Here is a 26,026-nt window from a genome sequence, read left to right on the forward strand (position 1 = left end):
GCAGCTTCTAAATGCACAAGTTGATGGCCAGCAAAAAAAGTTAGTAGATTAATGTTGTTTACTTAGTCTCTTTAAATGATGCACCAAGTAATCAATTTCATCATGAGTATTGTAAAAAGCCAAGGATGGTCGAATCGTTTGTTCCACGCCAAATCGACGTAAAATAGGTTGAGCACAGTGGTGTCCTGTCCGCACGGCAATCCCTTGGCGATTAAGGTATTGCCCCACCTCATCTGGACTAAATCCTTTGAGCAGAAAAGACAACACGCTGGCTTTTTCTCGTGCCGTACCAATCAAACGCAAACCAGGTATGTTTTGTAAACCTGTGCTGGCATATTGCAATAGCTGATGTTCGTAATCATGTATGGCCTCAATCCCAATTTTTTCCACATATTCCAATGCGCTGGCCAAACCAACGGCGTCAGCGATGTTGCCAGTGCCAGCTTCGAAACGAGTAGGTGGTTTATGGTAGCGGGTCTGTTCAAATGTCACATCCTCGATCATATTGCCCCCACCTTGCCAAGGGCCTGTTTCCTGTAACAGACGTTTCTTGCCATACACGGCACCAATGCCAGTGGGACCAAATATTTTGTGTCCCGAAAATACCAGAAAATCTGCATCCAGCGCCTGCACATTTGTTGTCATATGAGCGATAGATTGTGCTGCGTCAACCAAGCTAAAGCGCCAGCTTGATGAGCTAACGCAATGATGCGAGCCATCGGCGTTACCGTACCCAATGCATTGGATACTTGGGTTACTGCTACGAGTTTGGTGCGTTTGCTCAATAGCTTTTGATATTCAGACAGAATAATTTGCCCATCATCGTCCACAGGAATGACTTTAATTATTGCTCCTGTGCGTGTGGCCAGCATTTGCCAAGGAACAATATTGGCATGGTGCTCTAAGTGAGATACGATGATTTCATCACCGGCTGCAATGTTTTCTTGCCCCCATGTGTTGGCAATTAAATTGATGCCTTCCGTGGTACCGCGCACAAAAATAATCTCGTCGGCGGATGCAGCTCCTATAAAGCGGCGGACTGTGTCGCGAGCATGTTCGTATGCATCCGTTGCTCTTGCGGCTATTTCATGTGCAGCGCGGTGGATATTGGAATTTTCGTGGGCATAAAAATAGGCCACCCGATCAATAACCGCCTGAGGTTTTTGCGTGGTGGCTGCATTATCAAACCAAACTAATGGTTGACCATTCACACGTTCGTTCAAAATGGGGAAGTCACAGCGAATGCGATCAACAGGGAATACAGTACTATGTTGTGTTTTATTGGTGGGGATTAGCTGTGGTGTTACAAAATAAAACGGGTTATGTTGGGATGTTTGCGGTTGTTTATATTGATTCAATTGGCTATTGCGCTGACCTAAAGTATGATTTTTAGGTAAAGCGGTTTCTGAGGAGTGTGCCAAATGGTTGATTGCTGCATCGTCGAGAAAGCCAAAAGCATTCTGATTTTGCCAAGGCTGGTTCAGACTATCGATATGTGGCACTTCTTTTTGGTCAATATGAACCACGCTTGATGGCGTTGCCTTTGGTGCATTGGTGATGTGCGATGAAGAGCTAGCCAATGGCGTGGCCTGAATATTTTGGCTGGCTGTTGTGGTCTGTAATTCAGGCCAATGAGGAAGGGTTTCATCTGGGCTGGCGGGCAACCATTGGCGCTTTGGAGTGTGGGCATCATGTTGCTTAAATCCTTCGGGTGGTTGCCAGGCTTTAACCAATTCATTTTTGATAGCAGTGGTATCATCATTATCTAATTGTCGGCTTTCCTTGGTTTCCTTAAATAAAGCATTGGCTGCTGCCGCAATTACCTCTAATTCATTATTTACAATGCCGTCAGGCAAGGACGACCCTGGCAGAGTCGTTGTAGCAATCGTCATGTCTGGCCTCCTAAATTATTTGTAATTTTGTTCGTAGTCATAAAATTTATCGATTTCAACATCTTCTAAAACCGCCAGTGCATCTTTTGACTGCACCACTAAAGAGCAATATAGAGAAATCAAATAAGAAGATATGGCGTTGCGATCGATGCCCATAAATCGAACGGAAAGGCCAGGTGATTGCTCCCCAGGGACCCCTGGTTGAAACAAGCCTACTACGCCTTGGCGTTTTTCACCAACACGCAATAGCAGGATTTTTGTTTTGCCATCGGCCACAGGCACCTTGTCACTTGGAATCAGAGGGATACCTCGCCAAGTGATGAATTGAGAACCAAATAAACTAACTGTGGCAGGTGGTACGCCACGGCGGGTGCATTCACGACCAAATGCCGCAATGGCTAATGGGTGGGTGAGGAAAAATGCCGGTTCTTTCCATACTTTGATGAGTAGTTCATCCAGATCATCTGGGGTAGGCGCTCCGGATAACGGGTACACTACCTGATCGGGATGAACATTAGCCAGCAAACCATAATCTGGATTACTGATGAGTTGGGATTCCTGAGTCTCTTTGATGGTTTCTATTGAAACACGCAGCTGTTCTTTGATTTGATCAAATGGGCTGCTGTATAAATCGCTGACACGTGTGTGGATATCTACAATGGTGCTGACTGAATTAAGAAAATATTCGCGCGGTGCTTCATCATAATTTGCATAAATTGTCGGTAATTCATCCGATTGATCGCGTTTGGCGCATTTTACTTTCAATTCATCCGTATTACTGACTTTATTTAGGCGGTAAATGCCAGCCTCTACGGGAATCCATTGCAGCAATAAAGTTAACCAGCGTGGCGAAATGGTTTCCAGAATGGGGGCTGTTTTGGTGGCATTTGCTAATTGTCTTGCGGCACTGTCGCCTAAGGCTAGTTGTGGGTTTGCATTTTCAGACATGGTGTTATTTTCCTAAATAAAAACAGTGGGTTGTTAAATACCAGCACCATTGATGAAAAACTCATCGGGACTGGCATTGCGGGTTACTGCTTGAGAAATTTGGCTGCCTTCTGGCACACTGTGAGTGAGCCATACATTGCCTCCAATGATTGAACCTCTGCCTATGGTGACACGGCCTAAAATAGTGGCACCGGCGTAAATCACCACATCGTTTTCAATAATGGGGTGGCGTGCTTGGCCTTTGTGCAAATGACCATTTTCATCTTCGGTAAACCGTTTAGCCCCTAGGGTAACTGCCTGATAGATACGCACGTTTTTACCGATAATAGCGGTCTCACCAATGACAACGCCTGTACCATGATCAATAAACAAACCAGAACCAATTTGCGCGCCAGGGTGAATATCGATGCCCGTGTCTCCATGAGCCAGTTCAGCGATGACTCTTGCGACTATATTTAAGCCGTGCCCATAAAAAAAATGTGCTAAGCGATAATGAAAGATGGCATTCCAGCCTGGGTAGCTAAGCAAAATCTCATCGGTACTTTTGGATGCGGGGTCTCCACGCAAGGCGGCCAGTAAATCTTCTTCCAAAATGCTTCGAATCGATGGTAGCTGTGTTAATAAATCTTTTAGAATGGCGTCAACTTTGTTTTTTAGCTCGGCTATATTAAAATATTCGTCAGCTAAAGCGGCCTTGTGACGGATTTCCAAATTTATTTGTTGTTGCAAATCAAGTAATCCGCTTAGTAGGTGCTGCCGCACAAAATTGTCTTCATCATGTGTTTCCAAATCAATTCGGCCTAAGCGGCGTGGGAATAAAGCCGTTTTTAAATGAATTATGATTTGCTGTAATAACGAGGGTGATGGCAGTGCTAAATTAATGAATTCCTTGCGACCTTGAATACTGCGCCATTGCTTGCGTATATTTTGTAAGCTTGTAACTGTCTCATCCAACAAGATATTCAGAGTGGGCGGAGTTGCTGCTGAACGCTGTTCATCTTCTCTAAGCAGAGATGTTTTAATGGTGCTCATAATGGTGTTCCTTTAGATGTGCTGGTTTTTTTAGTCTTGTTGCCATGGCAAATGATGGAAACGCCAGCCGTTGAAACCACCTCGATGACCATATTCATCTAGATCTCCTTCGAAACCCTCCGCAACACTATAAATATGCTTAAAGCCATGTTTGATGGCTTCTTGCGCTGCTAATGCTGAACGTTTGCCACTCCGGCAAATCAGCAGAACTACGTCATTTTTATTGACTTGTGCAGCCAGCTCGCGGGCAAAACGTGGGTTACGGTTAAGTTTGGTTCCATTGGCCCAAGGTACATGGGATATTTCAGGGATGTAGCCCACAAATGTGCGTTCTTCATGGCTGCGTATGTCTACTAATTTTGCTAATCCTTGTTGGACTAACTGCCATGCTCCAACTGGATCAATGGCTTCACCAAGACTGGGTAGGGTATCTATTGAGAAAGATTGTGGCTTTAATTGCAGAATGGTTGACATGAGCGAGCTCCTAGAATGTTTTCGGATTAAGAAAATATTAGCAGCTTGATTTACTGAAAAAAAATAATATTATTGCCTTTGTTTATAACTATTCATCTATTAGTCATATCCCTAATGATCATGATCCGTCCTTAAATTAACTGGCATGCAGTAATGCAAAAGATAGATAGCTTGATGGTTGAGGGAATCAGAATGATTACGGATGGTAAGCTTATTAAAGAGCTGGATGAGGTTAATCATGCAGAAGTTAGGGGTGGTTGAAATGTTAGGCATTTGTCGATCTTGAAGTGGATCACAGAGAAATTATGAATGGTATTTTCATGTAACAAATCGCGTGCAAGTTACGGCAGCAATACTGTGACATAAAAATGAAAATCTGCGACAAGGCTATCGCGCAGCTATATCGATTTACAAAATCACGAGAAAAAGAAACAAATGTCGAAAAGAGGGGCTAATGTAGAACAAAGAAAATTCAATGCATGCCGATGGGTATTGAAAAAAGCGTCTGTGAATCAATCACAAACGCTTTAATTTTTGGTGGGTCGTCAGGGGATCGAACCCTGGACAAATGGATTAAGAGTCCACTGCTCTACCAACTGAGCTAACGACCCAAATGAGTGGCGCATTCTACGCCAGTCTGAATAAAGCTGCAATGGCAAAAAGAGCTTTCAGGCAGCCTAAACCTGTGTTAGGCAACAGGTGTGCTGGAAGCTTGTAATACCGTCATTCCACCTAAATAAGGTTGTAATGCAGCGGGTATCTGGATGCTGCCATCTGCATTTTGGTGGTTTTCCAGTATGGCTACTAAAGTGCGGCCTACGGCCAAGCCTGACCCATTTAAGGTGTGTACATAGTGGTTTTTGCCATGTTCATCTTTAAAGCGTGCTTGCATGCGTCGTGCTTGGAATGCTTCACAGTTGGAACAGCTCGAAATCTCGCGATATGTATTTTGAGCGGGTACCCACACTTCCAAATCATAAGTTTTGGCGGCGCTGAAGCCCATGTCACCGGTGCATAAAACAATCACGCGGTAAGGTAATTCCAATAATTGTAGTATTTTTTCAGCATGCCCCACCATTTCTTCCAGTGCATCATAAGATTCTTCAGGGCGCCGGATTTGCACCATTTCCACTTTATCAAATTGGTGCTGTCGGATAAGGCCACGTGTGTCTTTGCCATAAGATCCTGCTTCAGATCGAAAACAAGGTGAGTGCGCCGTTAATTTTAAAGGTAGGTTATCAGCGTTAAGCACACGCTCACGCACTGTATTTGTGAGGGTAATTTCAGCGGTTGAAATCAAATATTGTTCTTGGGCGTTTTCTTCGCCGCCGCAGGTGACGCGGTACATGTCTTCAGCAAATTTCGGCAGTTGGCCTGTGCCAAACAGAATTTCGGGATTCACTATATAAGGTGTGTAGTGTTCGGTGTAGCCGTGCTGTTGAGTATGGGTATCCAGCATAAACTGCGCCAATGCGCGATGCAGGCGGGCAATGGGACCGCGCATCAGAGAAAAACGAGCTCCTGAAAATGCAGATGCGGTTTTGAAGTCCAAGCCCAATGGCTCACCTAAATCAACATGATCTTTGATGTCAAAATCAAACTGCCTAGGCTGGCCTACACGACGTATTTCTACATTATCCTGCTCATTTTTACCAATAGGCACACTTGTGTGAGGCAGATTGGGAATGCTGAGCACAATATCGTTGATTTGATTTTGTGCGGTTTGGTAAGCCGCTTCGGTTTGCTCTAAATCTATTTTAATTTGGGCGACTTCTGCCATGGCAGCCTCGGTCTCAGCTTGTTTGCCTTGGCTTTTGAATAAGCCGATTTGTTTGGAAGTGCTGTTGCGCAAAGCTTGCAGCTCTTCAGTCTTCATTTGCAAGTGCTTGCGTTCTTGTTCTAACTGATTAAATGCGGCTGTATTCAAAGCGAATCCGCGTTCAGATAATTGCGTGGCTACAGCGTCAATGTTTTGCCGCAGGAGTTGAATGTCTAGCATGGTGACTGAATCTCAAGTTAATCGCGAAAATCCTATTTTAAACGAAAGCGTCGGTAAAGGCGAAAAGACTCATGAGGCTGCGATGATGATGCTACTTCGGTCTTTAGGTAGCCTGAAAGGGAGATAAGTCATTGCCAATATCGTTAAATTAGGATGTCGGTACCGGAACTGCATCAGTTTAAATTAAAGTATAAACTCTAATAATGTCTTGGTTTAATTTCTCCGTTTATTTAAATTATATTGTTACGTTACTTTAAAAAATGTGAAGTGATGTATTGAGAAATAAGGATGTTATGGTTGTTATTGATATCTTTTATTTTGGTTTCTGATTGATTTAAAGAATATTTTGGCAGGGTGGTGATATAAGCCATGGAAAGAAAAGTTGTGTAAACGATGTTTCGTTTCAGCTTTACATATAGCTTTGTCTTAATTCCGTTTCATTATGAACGAATTATTACATCACAGATGATTATTTTATTTAGATATGAATTAAATTTTTTTCTTGCGTCACGTTTTGTTTTTCGGCAGGATAGTGCCCAATTCATGTGTGACCCCTACTGTTGCGGTGGGCGGAATCGGTGATTAACGGTGTTTTACTTTGCTTCTTAAACTGCTTGGTCCATATTAATGTGGATTTTTTGGAGGAATGTTGATGAACAATCTTTTTAAATTAGCCCCGATTGCCGCAGTTTTGATGTTGGCAGCCTGTGGTGGTCAAGGTGAGAAAAGTGCTTCAGGTGCTACTGGAAGTTCTAATACGAGCGCCTCAACCGATTGCGGTAAATTGGCTGAGAATGAAATTTGCGTGAAAATTGGTAGTGCTGCACCCAAAACTGGTGGCATTGCTCACTTGGGTAAAGACAATGAAAATGGTGTGGCTCTAGCCATTCAAGACATCAATGCCAAAGGGGATTTGACCATTGATGGTAAAAAAGTCAAATTGGTGATGGATGGTGAGGATGATGCCGGAGACCCAAAACAAGGCCCGATTGTTGCGCAGAAATTGGTTGATGCGGGCGTTGTCGGTGTGGTTGGCCATTTAAACTCTGGTGTGTCTATTCCTGCCAGTACTGTATATGCCAATGCAGGCATGGTAGAGGTTTCTCCTTCTTCAACAAATCCCGACTATACGTTGAAAAGCAGCAAAACCCCGGATGGGCATGTAAGTGCATATCGTGTGGTGGCCACTGATGCTAAACAAGGTCCTGCCTTGGCACAATACATTGTTAAAAATGGTGGTAAAAAAGTAGCATTGCTGGATGATGCCACTCAATATGGTAAAGGCTTGGCCGATCAGGTTGAAAAAGCATTGAAAGGGAGCAGCGTTACCATCGTTAGTCGTGATGCTGCAACGGATAAAACCACTGATTTTAAGGCAGTGCTGACAGAAATTAAAGCCAAAAACCCTGATTTCATTTTCTGGGGCGGTATGGATGACACTGCTGCCACATTGGTGAAACAAATGAAAGAGCTGGGCATCACTGCCAAATTGGTGAGTGATGATGGCGCGTGTTCTGATAAGTTCATTCAATTGGCGGGTAATGATGGTGAAGGAATGATTTGTTCTCAAGCTGGTATGCCTTTGGCACAAATGCCTAAAGGTGCTGATTTTAGCGCTGCTTATGAGAAGGCGTTCCCAGGTCAAAAAGTACAAATTTATTCTCCATTTGCTTATGATGCGACCTATGCCATTGTAGAAGCTATGAAGATTGCTAATTCGGTTGATCGTGAAGCGATCGCTGCGGCTATGCCCAAAGTGAGCTTTGATGGTTTGACTGGCCGTGTTGAATTTGACCAAAATGGTGATATTAAACAAGGGGCTATCTCTTTGTTTGAAGTAAAAGACAAAAAACTGAATGTGGTAGAAGTGGTGAAATAACTTTACAACCGTAATTGAAATGGTGAAAGTTATGCCTCGACTTGAGTGAGGTTGTGCGGGTCGGGGCGTTTTCTTTTTATGCTTGCCACAAGTTGGTACCAATTAGACTGAGCCATTGGTTTGATGCTTTGGTTCAGGCAGCACACAGACGGAGTGATTTATGGGTGCGTTAGACCTGTTTACACAGCAGCTCATTAATGGGCTGATTAAAGGCAGTCTTTATGCCATGATTGCCTTAGGGTACACCATGGTATACGGCATTTTGGGGATTATTAACTTTGCCCATGGCGAAGTATTTATGATTGGTGCCATGGTGGCTATGACGGTCACTACAGTATTGATGAAATTGGGCTTTTCTGCTCCTTTGGCTTTAGTCATTGCCATTCTGGTGGCCATGGTGGCCTGTATGATTGTTAGCTTTTTGATCGAGCGTTTGGCTTATCGTCCATTGCGTTATGCGCCGAAATTGGCGCCACTGATTACAGCCATTGGCATGTCATTTACGTTACAGGCCGTTGCTATGCTGGTCTGGGGGCGCGAGCACTTTCCTTTCCCTGAGGTTTTTCCATCCCAGCGCATCAACTTATTTGGGCATGTGGGCATAACCATGCGTGAAATCATCATCATTGTGGTTTCATTTGTGATGATGGGCGGGTTGTTCATCTTGGTGAATAAAACCAAGCTGGGTCGAGCCATGCGTGCCACCGCTGAGAATGTTAATGTTACCGCTTTGATGGGGGTCAATCCCAATCGAGTGATTTCTGCAACCTTTATGATTGGTGCAGCTTTGGCGGCGGTGGCGGGCGTTTTGTTTGCCAGTAATTATGGCGGCAAAGTGCATTTCTATATGGGATTTATTCCTGGTATGAAAGCATTTATTGCGGCTGTTTTGGGGGGCATTGGCAATATTCCGGGCGCTTTGGTAGGCGGCCTGGTGTTGGGTATTGTTGAGGCTATGGGTGCCGGGTATGTCAGTGCCGAATACGAAGATGTATTTGCCTTTGTGGTGCTGGTATTGGTGCTGATTTTCCGACCTTCCGGTTTGCTGGGCCAGCGTGTGGCCGACCGTGCATAATCCCAAGGAGTGTGAATGATGCCGTTTTTGAATAAATTGAATCCCAAGCAGTCGATTATTGGCATATTGATTTGTGCCGTATTATTGTTGATTTTGCCTTTTATCGCCAAAGAATTGGGTGGCACAACTTGGGTGCGCATTGTCGACATGGCTTTGCTGTACATTATGTTGGCGCTGGGTTTGAATATTGTGGTGGGTTTCGCGGGCCTGCTTGACTTAGGTTACATCGCTTTTTATGCGGTGGGGGCTTATTCTGCCGCATTGCTTGCCTCTGGCCATTTGACCGATAGCTTCGTGATTTTCCAACAGCATTTTCCTGATGGGGTGCATGTCCCTTATTGGGTCATTATTCCCATTGGTGCCTTTTTAGCGGCCATTGCGGGGATTATGTTGGGTACGCCTGTTTTAAAATTGCGCGGCGACTATCTAGCGTTAGTAACCTTGGGGTTCGGTGAAATCATTCGTATCTTTATGAATAACTGGGGTAAGGATGATTTCAACTTAACCAATGGCCCTCGAGGGATCAATCGCATTGATTCAGTGAGCATTTTAGGGCATCCCTTGGATCGGACGATCAAGATTGGTGACTTTGCTTTAACCAAAGAATTTCTCTATTACTACCTGTTTCTCGCTCTAGTTATTGTGACGATATTTATTTGTTATCGTTTACAAAATTCTCGGTTAGGGCGCGCATGGATGGCATTGCGTGAAGACGATATTGCGGCCAAGGCTATGGGCATTAATGTGCGGAATGTTAAATTGTTGGCATTTGCTTTGGGCGCGACTTTTGGTGGTGTTTCTGGTGCGATGTTTGCGGCGTTTCAGGGATTTGTGTCGCCAGAATCATTCTCATTCATGGAGTCGATTGTGGTACTGACCATGGTGGTTTTGGGTGGGATGGGTCATATACCCGGCGTCATTCTGGGCGCGGTTTTACTCAGCGTGTTGCCTGAATTTTTACGTTTTACGGTGGAACCGCTACAAGAAATGGTATTTGACAAAATTATCATAGACTCAGCAATTTTGCGCCAGCTGATATTGGGTTTGTGTATGGTCTTAATCATGATTTTCCGCCCGCGCGGTTTGTGGCCACGGCCTGAACGCAGCGTTAAGAAAAAGGATGATGACATCAACAACAAACCGGTTGGCAAAACCACAACTGTGGTTTAAGGGGAGTATTCCATGAGTGATAATACAGACATTATGCTGTCTATCAGCGGCGTGAATAAAAGTTTTGGTGGTTTAAAAGCCTTAATGATGTGGGTTTGCAGGTGAAACGCAATACCGTTTATGGTCTCATTGGCCCCAATGGCGCAGGGAAAACCACGTTTTTTAACGTGATTACGGGGCTTTATGAGCCAGACAGTGGTGAATTCAAATTGGAAGGCGAGGCTTACGAACCTACCGCTGTACACAAGGTGACCCAAGCAGGGATTGCGCGGACTTTTCAAAATATTCGATTGTTTGGCGAAATGACGGCTTTAGAAAACGTGATGGTGGGTCGCCATGTACGCACTCATGGGGGCGTAGTAGGCTCTATCTTGGGTTTGAAATCAGTGCGCCAGGAGGAAAAGCAGATTCGCGAGAAAGCCATGGAATTGTTGGAATACGTTGGCATTGCCCAATACCATGATTATGTTTCACGTAATCTTTCTTATGGTCACCAACGCCGTTTGGAAATTGCCCGTGCACTTGCAACAGAACCTAAATTATTGGCGCTGGATGAGCCTGCTGCAGGCATGAATGCTACTGAGAAGGTGGAACTCACTGAGCTCTTGCGCAAGATTCGTGATGATGGTGTCACCATTCTGATTATTGAGCATGATGTGAAGTTGGTGATGGGTTTGTGTAATGAGTTAACGGTTTTGGATTATGGCAAAATTTTGGCACAAGGTACGCCGGAAGTGGTGCGCAATGATCCCAAAGTAATTGAGGCTTATCTGGGAGGGTCACATTAATGACGCAGGATACAACCCAACAACCACTATTGAGTATTCAAGATCTTCAGGTAGCTTATGGTGGTATTCACGCGGTAAAAGGCGTGAGTATGGATGTGTATGAAAAAGAGCTGGTAACCCTGATTGGGGCCAATGGCGCAGGGAAAACCACCACCTTAAAAGCCGTCATGGGTCTATTGAACCCGAAAAAGGGTGACATCTTATTTCGTGGCAAATCGCTGAAAGGCATGAATACATGGGATCGGGTGAAATCTGGCTTGGTGATGGTGCCTGAAGGTCGTGGTGTTTTTGCGCGAATGACGATTGTAGAAAATCTGCAAATGGGTGCTTTTTTGCACAATGACAAAGCCGAATTTGATCGCGGTGTCGATTATGTATTTACCACGTTCCCACGGTTGAAGGAACGCGCTCATCAATTGGCAGGCACCATGTCTGGTGGTGAGCAGCAAATGCTGGCCATGGGACGAGCATTGATGTCTCAACCGAAGTTACTGATTTTGGATGAGCCATCTATGGGTTTGTCACCCGTATTGACTGAAACCATTTTCCAAGTGATTGACAAGGTTTCACAAGATGGCATTACAGTAATTTTGGTGGAGCAAAATGCTAATTTGGCCTTGCAAGCAGCCGATCGAGGCTATGTGATGGACTCAGGCAACATGATTATGACGGGTGACGCTGAGGCTTTGCGCAGCGATCCACGTGTTCAAGAAGCTTATTTGGGCGCCTAATTTGATACATACACACTGCGTGTCCCACGAGTGGCTTGAATAGCAGGTGGGTGAGCAGCATGGCCAAAAGGCTGCCTGAAATATCAGGCAGCCTTTTGCTTAGAACCGACGTTGTAATTTAGCGGCCAACATGATGCTGGCGGCTAATTCTTCAATGGATTTATGCGTGGTGTTGGTATAGGGGATGGCGTGTTGCCGAAACATCATTTCTGCTTTACCCACTTCAGTGCGGCAATTGCCCTCGCTGGCATATTGTGAATCAGGGCGTCGTTCAGAGCGGATGTAGTGCAATCTTTCTGGTTCAATGGTGAGGCCATAAAGTTTATGCTGAAAGGGCTTGAGCATGCGCGGTAGCTCTGTTGTTTGCAAGTCTTCAGGTATCAAGGGATAGTTGGCTGCGCGAATACCATATTGCAACGCCAAATATAGGCAAGTGGGTGTTTTCCCGCTGCGAGAGACGCCCATCAGAATCACATCTGCTTTTTTGAGCTCACGATCACTGATGCCATCATCGTGATTGAGTGAAAAGTTGATAGCCTCCATGCGAGCATCGTATTTCACTGGATCGTGGATACCATGAGTGCGCCCAATGGAGTGGTTGGCACTGATGCCCAATTCATTTTCCAGTGTGCCAATAAAAGCATCGTAAAAGCTCAAATGTAAGCCTTCACTGGTTTTGATGATCTGGCGAATATTTTCATCAACAATGCTGGAAAAAACCAATGGGCGGTGGTCGGTGTGGGCCGCAACTTCATTAATCATGGCCACCGTTTCACGCGCCTTTTCTTCAGTGTCAACAAAAGGATAAGTGGCTCTTTTGAATTCGACTTCATCAAACTGGTTGAGCAGAGCTCCGCCCATACTTTCGGCAGTAATGCCGGTGCGATCGGAGACGAAAAAAGCTTGGCGCACGGGTTTCATGAATTTCCTTTGGTTAGAGAGTGAATTAAGCATACCGCATTCATGTATCAAGCCTTCTGCATCGATTACAACGTCAAGGCTGCCTGAAACAGCATGGCCGTATTGTAAAGGACTGGCATATTTACTGGAATGGGTATGCTACTGTTGTTTATTCGGTTGTAGTTCAGACGCATTTTGTTGCTGAATATCAATGATTTTGCCATTTAATTTGTTTTGATGTAACGGTTTTCTGGGTTGTTTTTTGACTAAGTTCATGAAATCCTTAATTGAACGGTCATGATTGGGTAATAAAGGTCTGTTTTGTGGACGATTCTGGACGCTATTTCCTGTGTGTGGTCATGATTTGTCGCGGCAAAAAAACATGACATTGGGCAAGCGAATCGTTAAAATATCGCCACTTTTGTTTAACTTCTCCCTCCATTGGATGACAACATGGCTGGCAATAACGTAATTTGGTTTGAAAATCTGCGTATGACCGACGTAGACAGCGTTGGTGGTAAAAATGCTTCTTTGGGTGAAATGATTTCACAGCTCACTGAAAAAGGCGTGCGTGTGCCTGGTGGTTTTGCTACCACTGCCGATGCATATCGCAAATTTTTAGCTTACGAAGGCTTGAGCGACCGCATCAGCAGTGCTTTGAGCGAATTGAATGTCGATGATGTGAATGAGCTGGCCCGGGTGGGTAAAGAAATTCGCCAATGGGTAATGGATACACCATTTCCGCCAGAACTGGATGAGGACATTCGTACTGCTTGGGAAAAAATGGTAGCGGATGCCGGTACGGAAAATATCTGTGTAGCCGTGCGCTCCTCTGCTACCGCAGAAGATTTGCCGGATGCCTCGTTTGCTGGTCAGCAAGAAACATTTTTGAACATCAGTGGCTTGGATAACGTGAAAGAAGCCATGCATTGGGTGTTTGCTTCTTTATACAATGATCGTGCGATTTCTTATCGTGTCCATAAAGGTTTTGAACACGATATTGTGGCTTTGTCTGCTGGTGTACAACGCATGGTACGCTCCGATAAAGGCGCTGCTGGTGTTATGTTCACGATGGATACTGAGTCTGGGTTTGACCAAGTGGTGTTTGTGACTGCTTCTTATGGATTGGGTGAAACCGTGGTGCAAGGTGCTGTCAATCCAGATGAGTTCTATGTTCATAAACCGACTTTGCGCGCTGATAAGCCAGCTATTTTGCGCAAAACCATGGGCTCTAAACTGATCAAAATGGTGTTTACAGATGCGGCTCAGGCAGGTAAATCTGTTCAAACAGTGGATGTGGATGAGGCTGAACGTAAGCAGTTTTCCATTAACGCGGATGAAGTCACTGAGTTGGCTAAATACGCGTTGATTATCGAAGAGCATTATGGTCGCCCGATGGACATTGAGTGGGGTCGTGATGGTGTCGACGGTAAGCTGTATATATTGCAAGCGCGTCCAGAAACGGTGAAGTCTCAAGAAAATCAGAGCCGCACACTGCGCCGTTACCGTATTGACAATAAATCGACGGTTGTGGCTGAAGGCCGAGCCATTGGTCAGAAAGTTGGTCAAGGCAAGGTTCGTTTGGTCAAAAGCGCATCTGAAATGGATAGCGTATTGGCTGGGGACGTGTTGGTTACGGATATGACGGATCCCGATTGGGAACCAGTCATGAAACGCGCTTCTGCCATTGTGACCAATCGTGGCGGTCGCACCTGCCATGCAGCCATTATTGCTCGAGAATTAGGTATTCCTGCCGTAGTCGGTTGTGGTGATGCTACTGCCATTTTGAAAGATGGCCAAGAAGTCACGGTATCATGTGCTGAAGGCGATACTGGTTATGTGTACGACGGCTTGCTGAAAGTTGATGTCACTGAAGTGGCATTGGACAACATGCCAGAAGCGCCTGCTAAAATTATGATGAATGTGGGTAATCCTGAGTTGGCATTCAGTTTTGCTGGATTGCCAAATTATGGGATTGGCTTGGCGCGCATGGAATTCATTATCAACCGCCAAATTGGTATTCACCCCAAGGCGCTGTTGGCATTTGAGCAACAAGATCCGGAGCTCAAGGGCATTATTACGGATCGCATTGCTGGCTATGCTTCTCCGGTGGACTTTTATGTCGATAAAATTGCAGAAGGCGTAGCTACTTTGGCGGCATCGGTTTATCCGAAAAAAGTCATTGTGCGCATGTCTGATTTTAAATCGAATGAATATGCCAACTTGATTGGTGGTAATTTGTATGAACCTCATGAAGAAAACCCGATGCTGGGCTTCCGGGGTGCTGCTCGTTATGTGTCTGAAGATTTTCAAGCATGTTTTGCTTTGGAATGCAAAGCTTTGAAATACGTTCGTGATGAAATGGGTTTGACCAATGTCGAAATCATGATTCCGTTTGTGCGCACATTGAAAGAAGCGGAAGGGGTTGTGAAGGCATTGAAGGAAAATGGCTTGGAGCGTGGTAAAAATGGCTTGCGCTTGATTATGATGTGTGAAATCCCCACCAACGCCATTCTGGCCGAACAATTTCTGAAATATTTTGATGGCTTTTCAATTGGCTCTAACGATATGACCCAATTGACCTTGGGTGTCGATCGAGATAGCGGCGGCCCGATTGCCAGTACATTTGATGAGCGAGATCCGGCAGTTAAGGTCATGTTCCACTTGGCAATTCAAGCCTGTCGTAAGCTCAATAAATATGTTGGTATTTGTGGTCAAGGTCCTTCTGATCATCCAGATTTTGCCAAATGGCTGGTGGAAGAAGGCATCGAAACCATTTCTTTGAATCCAGATACTGTCATTGAAACATGGTTGTATTTGGCCAAAGAATTAAAAAAATAAATTATTGGTTGCCTGAAAACCGCTGCGGAAGCAGCGGTTTTTTTATCTACTTAAATCTGCTTTGTGATGTATGTAAGCGCCATGCGAGTATGGGGCGCATATGGCTATACTGCATGCCACGCACACAAAATTAAGATTAATTTAGATTGCTGATGTGCGCGAATTTGTGAATGTGGTGACGGAATCAATGAATTAATGATGCATTAATTGGGGTGAGTACAACTGGTTTATATCAATAGGGCATTGGTGTATATCCATACAGCAGAAAGGCCTTGGGTTTCAATCGAAACCCAAGGCCTAGATTCACGGCACTCGTGCGAAGTAAGTAGTATTCTTTATATCAAGTGGGCGACGCCGGCTTTTTCTTCTTCCAGCTCTTTCAAGGTAATATTGATGTATTCTTGGCTGAAGGCATCAATCGGTAAGCCTTCGACGATTTTGTAGACTCCATTTTCACAGACAACGGGGAAGCCGAATATGGTTTCTTTGGGAATGCCATAAGAACCATCAGAAGGAATACCCATGGTGACCCATTTACCTTGTGTACCCAATACCCAATCATGGATATGATCAATGGCAGCATTGGCTGCTGATGCCGCAGAAGAAAGGCCGCGGGCTTCAATAATTGCTGCACCACGTTTACCCACCGTGGGTAAAAATACATTTGTATTCCAATCTTGGTCGTTGATGGCATCTTTGATACTTGCGCCATCAGCGGTGGCAAAACGATAATCAGCATACATGGTTGGGCTGTGATTGCCCCAAACGCATAATTTTTCAATGCTGGTAACTGGCTTACCAATTTTTTCAGCGACTTGGCTTAGTGCGCGGTTGTGGTCTAGGCGCAGCATGGCAGTAAAGTTCTGTGCTGGTAAATCGGGTGCAGATTTCATGGCAATGTAAGCATTGGTATTGGCTGGGTTGCTACCACCAATACCTTAACATTACGACTAGCCACTTTATTTAATGCAGCCCCTTGTACGGTAAAAATTTCTGCATTGGCCTGAAGTAAGTCTGCACGCTCCATGCCTTTGCTACGCGGACGTGCACCCACTAGAATGGCAATATCTGCATCTTTAAACGCTACTTCTGGATCGTCGGATGCGATCATGCCTGCTAATAATGGAAAAGCGCAGTCTTGCAATTCCATCATCACACCGTGAACGGCATTTTGTGCCTGAGGCAGATCCAATAGTTGCAAAATAATCGGGGTGTCTTTACCCAGCATTTCACCACTGGCAATGCGAAACAACAAGGCATAACCTATTTGTCCCGCTGCGCCGGTAACGGCTACTCGTACAGGTGCGTTCATTCAGAATCTCCTAATTATAAATTATTCATGTTGGCTGGCTGTGAATGTGCATCACCAAATGAAGTGTTTAATTTTGATATTTGAGTTCACTTTCAAAACCGCCACATCATACCAAAAAATAGGTGCATGCCAATAGAAAAGCGAGCTGGTGTACGCAAATTCCCATGTTTAGGTATATTTTAGGTTATAATTCTTATATCTTATATAAGACTTTATTTACACATGCCACAAAAAACGTACAATAGCGCGAAATCTAAGCCATTGCCGAATCGCTTGGCGCTGTATCAGATAGTGATGCAGCGGATTATGCAGCAATTGGCTAGTGGGCAACTAAAACCGGGTCAATATTTACCCAGTGAATGGGATTTGGCGCGGCAGTGGCAGGTTAGCCAAGGAACCATTCGAAAGGGCCTAAATGAACTGGTACTGCGTGGTTTGTTGCAGCGCCAGCAAGGTATTGGCACCCTGGTTACACATAAAAACTGGGACTGGGGGGATTATCCGTTGGTTCCATCGCCATCGCAGTCAAAATTGAGTCCGATGGTCAATTGGCCAGTGGTGGAGATTCTAAGTGTAACTGCCGAGAGCGCTGATGCGGAAACCGCTCAGCAGTTGCAGTTGAGATTAGCAGAGTCTGTTTGGAAAATTGTGGCTCTTTGGCGCAATGGTTATCAAGTAGTGGCTTTGGATGAGGCTTTTTTGCCAATGGCGATCTTGCCTGAATTAAATATTCATTTTGTCCATCGGCGTGGTAGTTTTTACGGCTTTTTGTTGCAGCAATACCAAATGGTATTGAATGGGGTGCAGCAATGTCTATGGATGCAGTATCTGAATAAAGACCAGCAAAAATTGCTGAAGCATAGTGAGTCAGAGGCTTGCGTGTGCTGGGGACGTTTAAGCACTAATGAAAATGGGGCATTGGTGGAGTGGCGTCGTCGGTTTTTGTGTTTTGGTCATATTGCTTTGCAATTGGAAGGAATGCATGCCGAGGTATGATGTTGCCTGCATGAATTTACTTGTTTGAAGTGCGTTATCGGTTGTAAATTATTGGTTGGCGCGGCCCTAGAAGGTCGCTGGTTTTGAGTTTAATGAATCTACAGAAATAGAGGAATTGTGATGCAAAAAGAAAGGCCGAAGTTCCTGGATGTGGCAAGCATACGCCTGCCAATTCCTGGGATTGTTTCTATCTTGCACCGCGTCAGTGGCGTAGGGCTATTTATCTGCCTGCCATTGGTGCTGTGGCTATTTTCGGGCACGCTGTCGCAAGAGTCTGCATTTGATGCATACCAGCAATGGGTGCACAACCCTTTGGTTATTATTATTCTCATCGGTTTGTTGTGGGCTTATTTGCACCACAGTTTGGCTGGTATCCGCTTTTTGCTCTTGGATGTACATAAAGGTTTGGATTTACCGACCGCGCGGATAACAGCCAAAGTGGTGTTTGTTGCGGCCATTGTCTTGACCATCATTATTGCAGGAGTGTGCATATTATGATCGATCGCAAATTGACTGGCGCACACTATGGCTTGCGCGATTGGGTAATGCAGCGCATTACGGCAGTACTGATGTTGGTTTACACCGTGTTCTTATTGGCGGCGATTATTTGCTTGCCTAACACATATGCTGATTGGCAGTCATTCTTTGCGCAAACTTGGGTGCGTTTGGTTACTCAAATTGCTGTGATTGCTGTGATGTTGCACGCTTGGGTAGGGGTTCGTGACCTATGGATGGATTACATTAAACCATTGGGCCTGCGTTTATTTATGCATGTGGCCACCATTTTGTGGTTGGTTGGCTGCTTGGTTTATTCTGTTAAAGTCATTTGGGGGTTAGCATGAGTTTGCCTGTTCGTCGTTTTGATGCCGTGATTGTGGGCGGTGGTGGTGCAGGTTTGCGTGCGGCCTTGCAATTGTCTAAAGCCGGTTTGAATACCGTGGTTCTGTCAAAAGTATTCCCAACCCGTTCACATACAGTGGCAGCGCAAGGGGGGATTTCTGCATCACTGGGGAATGTGCAGGAAGATCGCTGGGATTGGCATATGTACGACACTGTAAAAGGGTCTGATTGGCTCGGTGACCAGGATGCCATTGAATTTATGACGCGTCGTGCTCCTGAAGCAGTGATTGAGCTGGAACACATGGGCATGCCTTTTGACCGAGTGCCTTCTGGAAAAATTTATCAGCGACCATTTGGTGGCCATACTGCCGATCATGGCAAACGGGCTGTTGAACGTGCCTGCGCAGTGGCTGACCGCACCGGCCATGCCATGTTGCATACCCTGTATCAGCAAAACGTGCGTGCAGAAACTCAGTTTTTTGTCGAGTGGATGGCACTTGATTTGATACGCGATGACGATGGCGATGTGGTGGGTGTAACTGCCATGGAAATGGAAACTGGAGATGTTTACATTTTACATGCCAAAGCCGTGTTGTTTGCAACGGGTGGTGCAGGGCGGATTTATGCGTCTTCCACTAACGCTTATATGAATACAGGTGATGGTTTGGGCATGGCTGCTCGTGCAGGGATTCCTTTAGAAGACATGGAGTTCTGGCAATTTCATCCCACGGGCGTGGCTGGTGCCGGGGTATTGATTACTGAAGGCGTGCGTGGTGAAGGCGGCATTTTGCTGAACTCGGAAGGCGAACGGTTTATGGAGCGGTATGCACCGACAGTGAAAGACTTGGCTTCTCGAGACGTCGTGTCACGGGCCATGGCCATGGAAATCCACGAAGGCCGTGGCGTGGGTAAACACAAAGATCATGTGTTGTTGAAGCTGGATCACTTGGGTGCTGAAAAAATTCTGGAGAAATTGCCAGGTATCCGTGAAATTGCCATTCAGTTTGCAGGTGTAGATCCAATTAAGGACCCGATTCCTGTTGTACCAACCACGCATTACATGATGGGTGGCATACCTACTAATTATCACGGTCAGGTGGTGATACCCCAAGGTGATGAATTGGAGGCACCTGTGCGCGGTTTTTATGCGGCAGGCGAATGTGCTTGTGCTTCTGTGCATGGCGCCAATCGCTTGGGTACCAATTCATTGTTGGATCTGGTGGTGTTTGGCAAATCAGCTGGTGATCACATGATCGAATTTATTAAAGATTATGGTGAATTTAAAGATTTGCCAGCGGATGCGGAAGCACAAACGGTGGCGCGATTGAATCGTTTGGAAACCCAAACCCAAGGCGAAGAAGTCTCTGATTTGAGGCAAGAATTGCAGCGTTGTGTGCAATCCCATGCGGGTGTATTCCGCACTGATGCAATTTTGCGTGATGGCGTGGAAAAAATTGCTGAGATTGGTGCGCGTGTGGCTAAATCACAAATTCATGATAAAAGCAAAGTATGGAATACGGCGCGATTGGAAGCATTAGAGCTGGATAACTTGATTGAAGTGGCACAGGCTACTTTGGTGTCCGCTGAAGCACGCAAAGAATCACGAGGTGCACATGCTTCTGACGATCATCCAGATCGTGATGATGAAAATTGGATGAAACACACGTTGTATTATGCCGCTGATCGTCGTTTGACATATAAACCGGTACACACAAAGCCACTAAGCGTGGAATACATTAAACCGGCCAAACGCGTTTACTAAGGAACACAGACCATGGAAAAAATTCGCTTCCAAGTGTACCGCTACAATCCGGATGTGGATGCCAAGCCGTACATGCAAGATTATGAGCTCGACATTGAACCCACCGATGTGAAATTGCTAGACGCCATTATTAAGCTCAAATCCAAGGATGATAGTTTGTCGTTTCGCCGTTCTTGCCGCGAGGGTATTTGTGGTTCCGATGGTATGAACATCAATGGCAAAAATGGTTTGGCTTGTTTAACCAATATCCGTGATTTAAAACAACCCATTGTTTTGCGTCCATTGCCAGGTTTGCCGGTTATTCGCGACTTGATTGTCGACATGACACAATTCTTTAATCAGTATCATTCGATTAAACCCTATGTGGTGAATGATCATGCTGCACCGACAGGTGAACGCTTGCAAACACAGGAAGAGCGCAAGGAATTGGATGGCTTGTATGAGTGCATTCTGTGTGCTTGCTGCTCAACTGCATGTCCTTCTTTCTGGTGGAATCCGGATAAATTCGTTGGCCCTTCGGGTTTATTGAATGCTTATCGTTTTATTGCTGATACCCGAGATACCCGCACCAATGAGCGCTTAGATAATCTGAATGATCCATATCGATTGTTCCGTTGCCATACCATCATGAATTGTGTGGATGTGTGCCCGAAACACCTGAATCCTACCCGAGCCATCGGCAAGATTAAGGATTTGATGCTGCGCCGGGCGGTGTAATGCAGTTTGATGACGCGGCCAAACGCCGTATTCGCTGGCTCACCCGCCGCGGCTTGTTGGAATTGGATATTGCGTTAGAGCGCTTTATGGCCAAAGACTTCGAGCAGTTAGACGATGATGGGCTGGCGTCTTTTGTGGCGTTACTCGATTTGCCTGACCAGGAATTTTTGGCCTTGGTGAATCAAAAAGAACCACCCAGCAATCCTAAGTGGATTCCTTTGTTGGATAAAATCAGACAGGCTTAAGGACTGCTGTTCAGGCAGCCTTGGTTTGTTGTTTTGGAAAAGAAAAAAGGAGTAGAGATGTCTCAAAATGCCACATTGAAAATAGAGGGTAAAGACGCATTAGAACTGCCGGTATTATCAGGTACCTTAGGCCCGGATGTGATCGACATTCGTAAGCTGTATGCTGGTGCGGATGTATTTACTTTTGACCCGGGTTTTACTTCTACCGCTTCTTGTGAATCCAAAATCACCTTTATTGATGGTGACAAAGGGCAATTGTATTATCGTGGTTACCCCATCGAGCAATTGGCCGAAGAAAGTGATTATTTAGAAACCTGCTATTTGTTGTTGTATGGTGAACTACCCAATAAAGAACAGCGGGCTGAATTTGAGATCGGTGTGATGCGCCACAACATGGTGCACGAACAATTAACTTGGTTTTTCCGCGGTTTTCGTCGCGATGCACACCCAATGGCAATGATGGTGGGTGTGGTGGGCGCGTTGGCAGCATTTTATCAAGACAGTTTGGACATCAGTAATCCAGAACATCGTCGTATTGCTGAGTATCGGTTGATTGCCAAAATTCCGACGATTGCGGCCATGTGTTATCGCTATTCTAAAGGCCTGCCATTTAATTTCCCACGCAATAACCTATCTTACACCGCCAATTTCATGCACATGATGTTTGCCAAGCCCACAGAAGAATATGTGGTGAATCCAGTATTGGCTCGTGCATTGGATCGCATTTTTATTTTGCATGCTGATCACGAGCAAAATGCGTCCACATCAACCGTGCGTTTGGCTGGCTCATCCGGCGCCAACCCGTTTGCCTGTATGGCAGCCGGTATCGCCTGTTTGTGGGGACCGGCTCATGGTGGTGCCAATGAAGCTGTGCTGAAAATGTTGGATGAAATCGGTGATGTTTCACGCGTAGAAGAGTTCATGCAAGGCGTGAAAGAAAAACGCTACCGTCTCATGGGCTTTGGACACCGTGTATACAAAAACATGGACCCGCGCGCCAAAATTATGAAACAAACCTGTGATGAAGTGCTGGATGAGTTGGGTTTGACTGACAGCCCGAAATTCAAATTGGCCATGGCTTTAGAAAAAATTGCTTTGGAAGACCCGTATTTCATTGAACGTAAGCTTTATCCGAATGTGGATTTCTATTCCGGTATCGTGTTAAGCGCTCTGGGCATTCCGGTTTCGATGTTTACAGTGATTTTTGCGTTGGCGCGTACCGTGGGTTGGATTTCACACTGGCACGAAATGATTGCCGATCCACACCAAAAAATTGGTCGTCCCCGCCAGTTGTACACAGGCGAAGCACGACGCGATTATGTGTCTTTGGATAAGCGTTAATCTGGATTCAGGCAGCCTGTGCGGCTGCCTGAATTATGCTTATGCGGTATCGCCATGCATATCGATGGTGCGTGGTGATACCGAATCGGCATGCGATTCAGAAATGACTCAGTATTCACGCGTGATAAATGCACATGCCAACGGGTAGTGTTGCTGTACCCGCCACCATTGATATTTAGGTAAAAGGCTTTTGCCATGATGAACGAACAAACCAGCCTTTCTTATTTATACGGTGCCAATGCCCCGTATATTGAGGAATTGTATGAGAGCTACCTGAAAGACCCAGACTCGGTCGACGCCTACTGGAAGAATTTTTTTGAGAAGGTGTGTGCTTTGCCGGGAGAAACCGCCAAAGATGTTGCTCATCGACCAATACAAGAATCTTTTATTAAATTAGCCAAGGAAAAAGGCGAAGGTGGTGCAGCAGCCAAAGGCGAAGTTGATTTTAATTTGATGCAAAAACAGGTGTCGGTGCTGCGACTGATGTCAGCTTACCGTATTTTGGGTTCGCGCAATGCCAATCTCGACCCGTTGCACCGTCGGCCGAAAGAGTATTTGGCGCAACTGGATCCGGCACACCACAACCTGACTGACGCTGATATGGCGGTGCAGTTCTATGCCGACAGCAATTTTTCTAAAAGTCAAAAATTGCCACTCTCTGAAATCATCAGCAAATTGGATCAAACCTATTGCGGTACAGTGGGCGTGGAATACATGCACATCACTCGGCCAGAAGAAAAAAGCTGGGTTCAACGTCGAGTGGAACAGGATTTGTCCACTCCTCGCTACAATGCTGAAGAGAAGCGTCGCATTCTGCGTCAATTAACAGCGGCTGAAACCATGGAACGCTATTTGCACACTAAATACGTGGGCCAAAAGCGGTTTTCATTGGAAGGCGGTGAAAGTGCCATTGTGGCCATGGATTACTTGGTACAACATTGTGGTGGACAAGGTGCTGAAGAAATTATTGTGGGCATGGCACACCGTGGTCGTTTGAACATATTGGTGAATATTTTAGGGAAATCTCCTCGCGATTTATTCAGTGAATTTGAAGGCAAAACCACCACCAAGCTCCCCAGTGGCGATGTGAAATACCATATGGGCTTCAGTTCGGATGTGGTGAGCCAAAATGGCCCGATACATGTGTCTTTGGCTTTTAATCCTTCGCATTTGGAAATTGTGAATCCAGTGGTGCAAGGTTCCGTGCGAGCGCGTCAGCGCCGTCGTGGTGAAAATGGTCGAGAAGCAGTACTGCCCGTGCTGATTCATGGTGATTCAGCATTCATCGGTTTAGGAGTGAATCAGGCTACGTTAAACCTGTCGCAAACCCGAGGTTATACCACGGGTGGCACCATTCACATTGTCATTAATAACCAAATTGGTTTTACCACATCCGATTTGCGCGATACCCGTTCAACCGTTTATTGCACCGACATTGCTAAAATGATTGATGCGCCGATTTTCCACGTTAACGGGGATGATCCGGAAGCCGTGTGTTATGTGATGGGCTTGGCCATGGATTACCGCAAGGAATTTGGCAAAGATGCGGTAGTGGATATTGTTTGCTTCCGTAAATTGGGTCACAACGAAGGTGATGACCCGATGTTGACTCAGCCCATGATGTACAAAAAAATTCACAAGCACCCTGGCACTCGATCATTGTATGCAGATCGGTTGGTAAGCGAAGGGGTGGTAACGTTGGAAGAAGCGGAAGGTTTTATTCAGGCCTATCGAGATGCTTTGGACAAAGGCGAACATGTTGAGCAAACCACGCTCACTGATTTCAAGCGCAAGCATGCGGTTGATTGGACGCCGTATATGGGTAACCACTGGAATCAACCCACAGACACAGCTTTGCCTGCCGCTGATATTCAGCGGCTCACCGAAAAATTCACACAGTTGCCTGAAGGGTTCGTACCCCACAATACGGTGAAGAAACTGCTGGCCAATCGCACAGCCATGGCTGCAGGTGAATTGAATGTTGACTGGGGCATGGCAGAAACCTTGGCGTATGCCAGTTTGGTGACCAAAGGCATTGGTGTGCGCTTGTCAGGAGAGGATTCTGGTCGCGGCACATTCTCCCACCGTCATGCTGTTTTACACGATCAAAACCGTGAAAAGAGTGATGCTGGCGCATACGTACCTTTACGCAATTTGAGCGATGGCCAAGCCCCATTTATGGTGATTGATTCCATTCTGAACGAAGAAGCGGTATTGGCGTATGAGTACGGTTTTGCGTGTACCACCCCCGATCAGCTGGTGATTTGGGAAGCGCAATTTGGTGACTTTGCCAATGGTGCACAAGTGGCCATTGATCAATTCATTACTTCGGGTGAAACCAAATGGGGTCGTTTGTGTGGCCTCACCGTGATTTTGCCACATGGCTACGATGGTCAAGGCCCAGAGCATTCTTCAGCCCGTTTGGAACGTTGGTTACAACTGTGTTCTGAGCACAATATCCAAGTGGTGATGCCTTCTGAAGCGGCACAAATGTTCCATGTGCTGCGTCGCCAAGTACTGCGTCCATTTCGCAAACCGTTGGCCATTTTCATGTCTAAACGTTTGCTGCGCTTTAAAGAGGCTATGAGCCCGTTGACTGATTTCACCGAAGGCAGTGAGTTCCGCCCTGTTATCGGTGATCAAACAGGAGGCAATGAAGACACGGTCAAACGTGTGGTGCTGTGTGCTGGTCAAGTCTACTACGACATTCATAAAGCCTTGCAAGAACGCGATTTGGGCAAAGAGATTGCTTTGGTTCGTGTGGAGCAGTTGTATCCCTTTCCTTATGAGCAAGTGGCTGCTGAGTTGAGTCGTTATCCCAATGCCACGGAAATCATGTGGCACAGGAAGAGCCGAAAAACCAAGGAGCATGGTATCAATTACGTCACCGCATTGAAGAATTGTCTACCACCAAGCAAAAAGTTATTTTTGCTGGCCGCCCATCCAGTGCTTCACCTGCTGTGGGGTACATGAGCAAACACGTAGCGCAACTCAATCAGTTGGTTGATGATGCATTGAATTTGAAATAAGCCCGCCGAGACAACTTTATAGGCCACCTCGGTGTGGCCTCCCATTAGGAGAGAA

General features: G+C 45.7%; 20 protein-coding genes, 1 tRNA gene and 2 pseudogenes. 14 read left to right on the forward strand and 9 right to left on the reverse strand.

Going from position 1 to position 26,026, the window contains the following annotated elements; genetic code table 11:
* Positions 1-48: 48 nt before the first annotated feature.
* From A2F46_RS13165 to serS, 7 genes are all read right to left on the reverse strand, one after another.
* Entirely contained in the window at positions 49-645 is a 597-nt protein-coding gene (locus A2F46_RS13165) for an aminotransferase class V-fold PLP-dependent enzyme (RefSeq protein ID WP_255358716.1), read from the reverse strand.
* A complete protein-coding gene (locus A2F46_RS12000; protein WP_255358717.1) occupies positions 642-1,892 on the reverse strand; it encodes an aminotransferase class V-fold PLP-dependent enzyme in 1,251 nt (416 codons plus the stop codon). The genes A2F46_RS13165 and A2F46_RS12000 overlap by 4 nt, the downstream gene beginning before the upstream one ends.
* A gap of 15 nt (positions 1,893-1,907) precedes the next feature.
* Complete coding sequence (locus tag A2F46_RS00450; RefSeq protein WP_066565506.1) at positions 1,908-2,840, reverse strand: family 2A encapsulin nanocompartment shell protein; 933 nt, start codon at positions 2,838-2,840, stop codon at positions 1,908-1,910.
* Between the two features lie 33 nt (positions 2,841-2,873).
* The gene (epsC, locus tag A2F46_RS00455) at positions 2,874-3,872 is read right to left on the reverse strand and encodes a serine O-acetyltransferase EpsC (protein ID WP_066565507.1); all 999 of its coding nucleotides are present in this window, start codon (positions 3,870-3,872) and stop codon (positions 2,874-2,876) included.
* Between the two features lie 30 nt (positions 3,873-3,902).
* Positions 3,903-4,346, reverse strand: coding sequence for a rhodanese-like domain-containing protein (locus A2F46_RS00460; RefSeq protein WP_082783517.1), 444 nt, complete (start codon positions 4,344-4,346; stop codon positions 3,903-3,905).
* Between the two features lie 535 nt (positions 4,347-4,881).
* Positions 4,882-4,957 (reverse strand) — tRNA-Lys (locus tag A2F46_RS00465).
* A gap of 77 nt (positions 4,958-5,034) precedes the next feature.
* Positions 5,035-6,345, reverse strand: a complete 1,311-nt coding sequence (gene serS / locus A2F46_RS00470) for a serine--tRNA ligase (RefSeq protein ID WP_066565510.1) — start codon at positions 6,343-6,345, stop codon at positions 5,035-5,037.
* Positions 6,346-6,997: 652 nt separating this feature from the next.
* Here serS and A2F46_RS00475 point away from each other — a divergent pair.
* The 5 genes from A2F46_RS00475 (at position 6,998) to A2F46_RS00495 (ending at position 11,988) form a co-directional block, all read left to right on the forward strand.
* Complete coding sequence (locus A2F46_RS00475) at positions 6,998-8,224, forward strand: branched-chain amino acid ABC transporter substrate-binding protein (protein ID WP_231867658.1); 1,227 nt, start codon at positions 6,998-7,000, stop codon at positions 8,222-8,224.
* Positions 8,225-8,384: 160 nt separating this feature from the next.
* Entirely contained in the window at positions 8,385-9,299 is a 915-nt protein-coding gene (locus A2F46_RS00480) for a branched-chain amino acid ABC transporter permease (protein WP_066565514.1), read from the forward strand.
* 15 nt (positions 9,300-9,314) lie between these two features.
* Positions 9,315-10,469, forward strand: a complete 1,155-nt coding sequence (locus A2F46_RS00485; protein ID WP_082783518.1) for an ABC transporter ATP-binding protein — start codon at positions 9,315-9,317, stop codon at positions 10,467-10,469.
* 101 nt (positions 10,470-10,570) lie between these two features.
* Positions 10,571-11,257, forward strand: a complete 687-nt coding sequence (locus A2F46_RS00490; protein ID WP_369796291.1) for an ABC transporter ATP-binding protein — start codon at positions 10,571-10,573, stop codon at positions 11,255-11,257.
* Positions 11,257-11,988 (forward strand): ABC transporter ATP-binding protein, encoded by a 732-nt coding sequence (locus tag A2F46_RS00495; protein WP_066565516.1) that lies wholly within the window; start codon positions 11,257-11,259, stop codon positions 11,986-11,988. The genes A2F46_RS00490 and A2F46_RS00495 overlap by 1 nt, the downstream gene beginning before the upstream one ends.
* A 99-nt stretch (positions 11,989-12,087) precedes the next feature.
* Here A2F46_RS00495 and A2F46_RS00500 read toward each other — a convergent pair whose 3' ends face one another.
* Positions 12,088-12,909 carry a pyruvate, water dikinase regulatory protein gene (locus A2F46_RS00500; protein ID WP_066565518.1) on the reverse strand — a complete coding sequence of 274 codons (822 nt, stop codon included), beginning with the start codon at positions 12,907-12,909 and terminating at the stop codon, positions 12,088-12,090.
* A 432-nt stretch (positions 12,910-13,341) separates the two neighbouring features.
* On the opposite strand from A2F46_RS00500, the gene ppsA reads away from it, so the two are divergent.
* Positions 13,342-15,729, forward strand: a complete 2,388-nt coding sequence (ppsA, locus tag A2F46_RS00505; RefSeq protein WP_066565520.1) for a phosphoenolpyruvate synthase — start codon at positions 13,342-13,344, stop codon at positions 15,727-15,729.
* A 335-nt stretch (positions 15,730-16,064) separates the two neighbouring features.
* On the opposite strand, the pseudogene A2F46_RS00510 reads toward ppsA, so the two are convergent.
* A pseudogene (locus A2F46_RS00510) lies at positions 16,065-17,041 on the reverse strand (malate dehydrogenase).
* Positions 17,042-17,263: 222 nt separating this feature from the next.
* Here A2F46_RS00510 and A2F46_RS00515 point away from each other — a divergent pair.
* The 8 genes and pseudogenes from A2F46_RS00515 to A2F46_RS00555 all read left to right on the forward strand — a co-directional run bounded on the left by A2F46_RS00515 (position 17,264) and on the right by A2F46_RS00555 (position 25,971).
* Complete coding sequence (locus A2F46_RS00515; RefSeq protein ID WP_082783519.1) at positions 17,264-18,037, forward strand: GntR family transcriptional regulator; 774 nt, start codon at positions 17,264-17,266, stop codon at positions 18,035-18,037.
* A 120-nt stretch (positions 18,038-18,157) separates the two neighbouring features.
* Positions 18,158-18,535, forward strand: a complete 378-nt coding sequence (gene sdhC, locus A2F46_RS00520) for a succinate dehydrogenase, cytochrome b556 subunit (protein WP_066565524.1) — start codon at positions 18,158-18,160, stop codon at positions 18,533-18,535.
* Positions 18,532-18,879: a succinate dehydrogenase, hydrophobic membrane anchor protein gene (gene sdhD / locus A2F46_RS00525; RefSeq protein WP_066565526.1), complete on the forward strand. Its 348-nt coding sequence runs from the start codon at positions 18,532-18,534 to the stop codon at positions 18,877-18,879. Before sdhC ends, sdhD begins: the two co-directional genes overlap by 4 nt.
* A complete protein-coding gene (gene sdhA, locus A2F46_RS00530) occupies positions 18,876-20,639 on the forward strand; it encodes a succinate dehydrogenase flavoprotein subunit (RefSeq protein WP_066565527.1) in 1,764 nt (587 codons plus the stop codon). The genes sdhD and sdhA overlap by 4 nt, the downstream gene beginning before the upstream one ends.
* 12 nt (positions 20,640-20,651) lie before the next feature.
* Positions 20,652-21,356, forward strand: a complete 705-nt coding sequence (locus tag A2F46_RS00535) for a succinate dehydrogenase iron-sulfur subunit (RefSeq protein WP_066565528.1) — start codon at positions 20,652-20,654, stop codon at positions 21,354-21,356.
* Complete coding sequence (locus tag A2F46_RS00540) at positions 21,356-21,601, forward strand: succinate dehydrogenase assembly factor 2 (protein ID WP_066565530.1); 246 nt, start codon at positions 21,356-21,358, stop codon at positions 21,599-21,601. Before A2F46_RS00535 ends, A2F46_RS00540 begins: the two co-directional genes overlap by 1 nt.
* A 57-nt stretch (positions 21,602-21,658) precedes the next feature.
* Complete coding sequence (gene gltA / locus A2F46_RS00545; protein WP_066565531.1) at positions 21,659-22,942, forward strand: citrate synthase; 1,284 nt, start codon at positions 21,659-21,661, stop codon at positions 22,940-22,942.
* A 195-nt stretch (positions 22,943-23,137) separates the two neighbouring features.
* Positions 23,138-25,971: pseudogene (locus A2F46_RS00555) on the forward strand (2-oxoglutarate dehydrogenase E1 component).
* The last annotated feature ends 55 nt before the right edge of the window (positions 25,972-26,026 follow it).

It is taken from the genome of Snodgrassella sp. CFCC 13594 (assembly GCF_001590725.1).
In the GTDB taxonomy this organism is placed as follows: Bacteria; Pseudomonadota; Gammaproteobacteria; order Burkholderiales; family Neisseriaceae; genus Snodgrassella.